Origin of the sequence: Acidisoma silvae, assembly GCF_020618775.1 — a bacterium.
Taxonomy (GTDB): domain Bacteria; phylum Pseudomonadota; class Alphaproteobacteria; order Acetobacterales; family Acetobacteraceae; genus Acidisoma; species Acidisoma silvae.
This window is the reverse complement of sequence record NZ_JAESVB010000046.1, coordinates 1-6,215: the sequence shown is the minus strand read 5'-3', so window position 1 is coordinate 6,215 and position 6,215 is coordinate 1. Positions and strand designations below refer to the sequence as shown.

Annotated in this window: 5 protein-coding genes; 2 read left to right on the top strand and 3 right to left on the bottom strand. The window is 61.0% G+C overall.

Annotation, left to right across the window (positions count from 1 at the left end; translation table 11 throughout):
- Positions 1–279 precede the first annotated feature (279 nt).
- Complete coding sequence (locus tag ASILVAE211_RS25460) at positions 280–705, top strand: GNAT family N-acetyltransferase (protein WP_227324172.1); 426 nt, start codon at positions 280–282, stop codon at positions 703–705.
- A 280-nt stretch (positions 706–985) separates the two neighbouring features.
- Here the strand turns inward: ASILVAE211_RS25460 and ASILVAE211_RS25455 are convergent, their stop codons facing one another.
- Positions 986–1,546, bottom strand: coding sequence for a chloramphenicol phosphotransferase CPT family protein (locus ASILVAE211_RS25455; protein ID WP_227324171.1), 561 nt, complete (start codon positions 1,544–1,546; stop codon positions 986–988).
- A gap of 238 nt (positions 1,547–1,784) precedes the next feature.
- On the opposite strand from ASILVAE211_RS25455, the gene ASILVAE211_RS25450 reads away from it, so the two are divergent.
- The gene (locus tag ASILVAE211_RS25450; RefSeq protein ID WP_227324170.1) at positions 1,785–2,171 is read left to right on the top strand and encodes an ACT domain-containing protein; all 387 of its coding nucleotides are present in this window, start codon (positions 1,785–1,787) and stop codon (positions 2,169–2,171) included.
- Positions 2,172–2,254: 83 nt separating this feature from the next.
- On the opposite strand, the gene mobF is transcribed toward ASILVAE211_RS25450, so the two are convergent.
- Together mobF and ASILVAE211_RS25440 are read right to left on the bottom strand one after the other, a co-directional pair.
- A complete protein-coding gene (mobF, locus tag ASILVAE211_RS25445; protein WP_227324169.1) occupies positions 2,255–6,073 on the bottom strand; it encodes a MobF family relaxase in 3,819 nt (1,272 codons plus the stop codon).
- Positions 6,027–6,215 (bottom strand): hypothetical protein (locus ASILVAE211_RS25440; protein ID WP_227324168.1); only part of this gene is annotated, 189 nt, incomplete at its 5' end. The genes ASILVAE211_RS25440 and mobF, both read right to left, overlap by 47 nt.

Sequence of the window (6,215 nt, the reverse complement as noted above, 5' to 3'; positions counted from 1 at the left end):
AATTCTCGCAGAATATTCGTTATGTTAAACTATGGCGCCAAACCTGTTGATAGCGGCCAATTGAGCTCAGCGGCGGCTAATTTTATTATGGTAAATCGTCTTACTTGCGCTGTCATACCGGGAACCGGCATGCCGGCGCTATTAATCCGCCATCAGCGCTGAAAACTGGCAGGTCGTATCATCACGCTGTGACCGCTATCGACCCAAACAAGCTTTTCAGCGACTAAATATGCGGACCCGAAAGCTGACGTTCAACATCGGACCAAGTAGCATGATTGCATGACCAAACACCACTTACGCCCGGCCACATACAACGACCTTCACCGCATCCATGTGGTCAGGCATGGGACGGCGGAAAATCGTCTGTCTGATCCTTCGCTTGTCACTGAGGCGGAGGTCGCTTGGTACTTGGAGGAAGCGATTTTTCTCGTTTTAGAAGTCGAAGACGGTGTGCAGGGTTTCATATGCGCCAATCACCAGACAGGCTACATATGGGCGCTATTTGTCATAGATGAATTCCAGGGGCGTGGCCATGGGACAGCCCTCCTTGATGCAGCTGTGACGCAGTTGCGACAGGCAGGACACCGTCAAGCATTCCTTACAATCGGGCAAAATACGGGAGCCGAAAGCTTCTATAAATCAAAAGGTTGGCAATCGACGGGCATAGACCGTCCTGGCGAAACGGTGTTGCGATTTTGGCTGTGAATTAGCGAAACCTCTTGCTTCAGCATTTTAAAGATTTCGACACCTAGCGACCCAACCCACGAATTGCCTGGCTCGGCCGGCGAACCCACAAGCAGACCTTCGCCTCCCGCGCGGGCTGGCGGCCCAGCCGCCAGAGCGGTCAGAGCGGTCAGAGCGGTCAGAGCGGTCAGTTCGTCGGGCCAGCCTATACCTTTGAAGCGAAAGTTTGTCGAAGCGTGCGTCGTGACTGTCTTCGATGACACCGGAAATGCTGAGCCAAGCATGCCGGTCAGGCAGACGGTCAGAGTCCGAAAGCGCTCTGGATTTGCAAGGCGCACTCGGCAGGGGTTGCAGATGTCGTGTCCACCTCTAAGTCGTATACAATCCCGCTATGGACACGGCCATACTGCCACCGCGCCAAACCTATCTCTCTGTCGCCGCGCTCCCGCTCTCTTGCTTCAAGTACATTGAGCGGAGCGAAGAGACCAACCAGATAAAAATCGAAGAGTTGCAAGAGATAACGGTACTCCTGCGCCGTCTCGGCGTCGACAATCACTTCGTCTACGATAAGGTTGTTGCCCTGCGCTGCCATTGCGGCCACGGCACACCGCATCCCCCTCATAGCGCGTTGCAGCACTGGGCCAGTTCGGATGCTGATGGTCGGCTTATCATTTTCCTGCGTTCGTTCGAAGAGCAACCCGTCTGGATGCGCCAGCAGCTTTTTTGGCAGCATTTCTAGAAAAGCATCCATGGCGACGCATAAGAACGGCTTGGAAGCGATTGCTTGAAGTGCCGCAGCCGTTGCGCTCTTCCCGACGCTACCGACGCCGTTAAGGATGATGACCTGTGCTCGCGGCTCCAAGTGGCTCTCCTAGGCTCTCAATGACAAATATAGCTATTCGGACTAAATTTCCTTGGCAATAGCTGCTACCGTCCCAATTGGGATGCAAATAGCTCAGTCCGGCGGCTGCGAGCGCTGACATCAAACGGTGCAAAGTTCAAAATCTAAGCTGGCGCTCTAATAAAGGGCCATCTGCGATTGTGGCCAACGTATCACCCAATTTAATATGGCACCAAGATTGTGTGAAAGGTCCGGATCGATGAGCCTCAAGTTGCGTATTGTCTCAGGTCAATTTGCAGTCGCGCAATTAGCGCCTGACTCTGATATGCCGTCCTGGCTTCCGAAGTCAGGCTTCGTGGCCGCCGTGCGTAGTGATGATGAACTCACGATCGTATGCGATGCAGCGGCTGTTCCCACATCGGTACGCTCGGAACGAAACTGGCTATGCTTGCGGACCGTAGGGCCATTTGCTTTTCAGGCCACAGGCATTGTCCAGTCATTGATCAGCCCGTTGTCATCCAATGGCATAGGGTTCTTCGTAATCTGCACATTCGATGGGGAACATCTGCTTATACAAGAAGCAGATTGGGAACAGGCTCAAGATCATCTCAAGCAAGCGGGACATGTCTTTTTATCCGGTGCTTAGATTCGCTACGGTGAAAGTTAAGCTAAAACCGGACCTTCTGCTTCCCCCCAAATCGCCCGTAAACGGCCGAGCGATCGCCGGCCTCACCGCCGCTGGCGTTGCTTGCGCATCTGGTCGTTGGTCTCCCCTTTTTCTTGGGCCTGGGAAATGCCCTTCCCAACATTCTGCCAGTAGTCCTCATGCTCGCGGCCGACGCTCCGCTTTCGGCGTGCAACCTCTGTCAGGCGTTCGGCTAGCACGGCTGCCTGCCGGGCGGCCCGGGCGATGTTCTCGCCATGCCGTCTCAATCGATCCGCAAGGCCAGGCAGGCGCTCGGCCAAAGCCTTGGCGAAACGGCGCTCGCGGATCTCGCCCGGCAGCGGGCTCGCCGGTTCATCCGCCGCTTTGCGGCTTTCCATTCGTTCCAAGGTTGGCTGGAACGCCTTGATCGTCCCGCGCCGCAGGTTGGCGGCTCGGTCGATCAACGAGTGGGCGCTTTCCTTTTCGTCCTGACGGGAGAGATTGCGTGTGACGTTCTTGAGCACATCGCTGGCGCCAATCTCGCGGCGATCGCCAAGAGGACGGCGGCCTGCGATTTCGGCCCGCTCGGCCCCGTCCGACGTAACCAGAAAGCTTTGCTCCTTGTGACGGCTTCCTGACGTATAGGCCCCAAAAGCTGTCACCATGCGGCTGCCGCTCGGCATGGCGTGGATATGCTCGCTGACGGTCGACCCCTGGGAGGTGTGCGTTGTCAGGGCCTCACCATAGGCAAGTTTTACAAGACCTTTTTGATCCTGAAGGGTCTCCCAAGGCACGAACCCCTCTCGACCCGCGTTGGTGCGCAACACTAGGCCAACATCGCGGATAGCCGCCACGTCCAGCACCGAACCATTCCGTCCGATATTGCCGTGGGTGCCGGTCGCGATGAAGCTTGCGGTCAAGCGGTCAAACAGCCGCACCCGGTCGCCCTCGGTCAGCGGCAGGCTATACTGACGCTGCCCTGTGCCATCGGTTGCCACCACCACTTTATGATCAGGCCCCAGCTCACCAGCGGCCCGCCGGCGCTCGCGGATCGCCATGGAGATATCATGCGCTTCGGCATTGGTCGGCGCGCTGACCGTGACAGTGAACTTTTCCCGCCCCTTGTTAGCCTCGCGGCGCTTCTGCCAGAGATCGGCGACCCCCTCGATCGCCTCTCGGTAGCCGCCCGGGATCACCCGGAAGGTGCCGTTCTCGGCTTTCCGCTGCATGGCCTCTGCGGTCTGGCCATTGCGGAACATCAGGACCGTCTCGCGTTCTTCCGCGTCCTTTTGCCGCACCGAGCTGGATAGCTCCGGCACAGCATCTTTGCCGAGCCCACGGCGCAGCAGGTCGATGACGGGTCCGGCTTCGACGGCCTGCATCTGCTTGGGGTCGCCAATCATCACAAGCTGGAACCCAGCCCGCTTCTGCAGGGCGAGAATGTCGTTGAGCTGGCGTGTGCCCAAGAGCCCTACTTCATCAACGACAACGACGGCGTTCCGGTCGAGGTCGAGCTTCTTGCGTTGAGCCGCATTCAGAAAAGACGCAATCGCGCGGATCCGGTACTCGATGCCGGCCTCGGCCAAATCATCAGCCTGCCGCCACGCCAGGGCGATACCGTGGACTGTGCGACCCTCCTGCTTCCAGGCTTCGACCAAAGGCTTGAGCAATGTGCTCTTGCCGGCCCCGGCAACACCGATGGCGAGACCGATCCGGCCGCCTGTGCCCAGGCTGTCCATGACGGCGCGCTGCGCACGGCCATGCTCGGTGTTGAAGTTGAGCTCGGGAAAGGCGCGCACGGCTGCGTCGATCTGGGCTTTGGTCAGAGCGCCGCTCTTGTCGTGTGCCCCGGCACGCGCCGTGGCGATCAGCGCCTTTTCCTCGCGTTCTTCGAGTGTGGTGGTGACCGCCACCCGCTCGCGGCCCTGCTTCCCCGCGACAGTGCCCCAAACCAAGGCCGCCTCCTCGCCCCGGCGTTTAATGCCACGCTCCCGGAAAGCCCGCGTTACGGCGCTGACCTCCCCCGCCGCGGCGATGCCGGCGACAATCAACGCCTTCGCGGCCACGGTGCGCGCGTCTGCACCGTCGATGACGGCCCGCCGATCGAACTGCTTCTCAAGGATGGGCATGGCCGCCCGATAGGCGGCCTCGAGGCGTTCTCCCCGGGTCTGTTCCTGTCTCGGCGCGTCAGGCCGCAACACACTGCGATGCTGGTAGCCGAGGTCCGCGGCCGACCTGCGCCAGGCAGCAAGGTCGCTGACGTCATCCGCCTTGGCGCCGCGTGGATCTTGCACGCCGGATTTGAGCAGCCGGATTTTATGCTCGGCATCCATGGCATCCCAATCAAGGCCGACACTCTGTGCATATTGCCGCGCGGCATCGGTGCCGCCGGTGGTCCGCTTGCTAAAATGCGCGATGACACCCTCAGGCACGGAGACAAGCCGCGCCATGTCATTCTGGTCGTGCGCGATCTCGACCCCATGGCGGCGCAGGTTCTCGGCCAGGAAGGCCTGATAGACCGCGCCGAACTCATGGATGCGGCCTTCGAGTTGCGCGAGGTCCAGGCCGCCCACGCGGCCGCTCTTGGTCTCCACGACGTTGAACACAGCGACATGGGTGTGGATCTGCATATCACCCGGCACGCGTCCGGCCGTGCCGGTGAGGCTGTGTAACTCGGTGGCTGCCTGGCCAGCCGCGTCCTGGGTGACAACCGCGACCGTCGGCCGGGCGGCGTAATGCTGGAAGGACACCCAGCCGATGGAACCGGGCTCATAGCCATCCTTGCCCTGTGCCCCCTTCCGCGCGCGGCCAATCTCCGTCTCGAGGGTCTTCATGACGCTCTCGATGGCGTCGGTATGGGCCTGGTGCAGCATAGCGCGCTCGGCATGCGTCGGCGCAAAGGCCCAGGCGATGGATAGTGACTTCGGCGCAGAAAAGGTGAAGTCGATATAGCCAATGCGGGATTTGGAAGTTTCCAGTGCCTCCCGATAGGCACGGTCGGAAACCTCTCGGCCATCGGCCATGCGGCCGGACAGGATATGGTCGCGCGCCCCTGCCGAGAGGCCCCTGCCCTTTACGCCAAGCGCCGCATGGAGGCGGTTCACGGCATAGGCCGCCTCCTTCTCTGACAGAGCCTGGCCCGCCGCCGTCTTGCCCGCTAGCATGTGCTCCAGCTGGACGCGCGTCGGCGTCTCGCCGTCAGGGATGCCAAAAATCTCTGTGAGCGGCAGCGTGCTGGACTGGATTTGCTTGCCCTGGATATCGCCGCCATCCGCTCTTTGCCCATTGAGCAGAAACGCGACTTCGCTGGCCGTCAGGCCCCGATTGGTGTTGATGCCCAGGCGATGGGCCAGGGCTGGGTTCATATCCCGGCGTGGGGTCGCGGCCGCGCTGGTCTCATCCCGCTCGGTCAACGTGGCGGTGATCGCATCGTCTAACCGCCGTCCGAACCCCTCCCCCTCACTATCACAGGGAGATCCGGCAATGCGGTAAAGCGTGGCCGTCCCCTCCTCCCGCGTCACCAGCCCGGCGCCGACAAGGGCCGCCACAGCCCGCATATGCAGCGCGTCCGCATCGAGCGCGGTGCCATCCAGTGCCAAGGCACTTTCCCCAATGCGGATGGCTTCGGCTTTCACCAAGGCGTCCAGGGCCTCCCCGCCAGGGAGCAGACCGTTTACCGCCAAGCGGCTGTAGCGGCTATAGGCCGCCTCGGCCGTCGTCGGGGGTGTGACGCCTTGCTCGTAATACTCGGCCATGACCGCCATCTCGGGCGACAAGGTCTGCTGTAGTAAATGCTCGGCCATATTCCGCGCGGCCGTTGGTGCACCTGCGCTGCCAGTGCGATAGGTCAGCACGTCATGGTCCCACGGGCTCCGCCGCGCCTTCAGACAACGGGTTGTCATCGAGGGCCGCGCTCAACGCCGCGGGCAAGGCGTCCAGCCTCTCACGCAGCAATGCGACCCCGTCCCCCATCGTCTCGACAGCAGCCGTCAGGTCATGGATAGCCGCAACAATGGGCGATGGACCGGGCTCTTCGCGCACGGC

What these genes read in the sequence shown, in the direction of transcription:
- mobF (WP_227324169.1), bottom strand. Translation starts at nt 6,073, where the DNA reads ATGACAACCCGTTGTCTGAAGGCGCGGCGGAGCCCGTGGGACCATGAC.
- ASILVAE211_RS25460 (WP_227324172.1), top strand. Translation starts at nt 280, where the DNA reads ATGACCAAACACCACTTACGCCCGGCCACATACAACGACCTTCACCGC.
- ASILVAE211_RS25450 (WP_227324170.1), top strand. Translation starts at nt 1,785, where the DNA reads ATGAGCCTCAAGTTGCGTATTGTCTCAGGTCAATTTGCAGTCGCGCAA.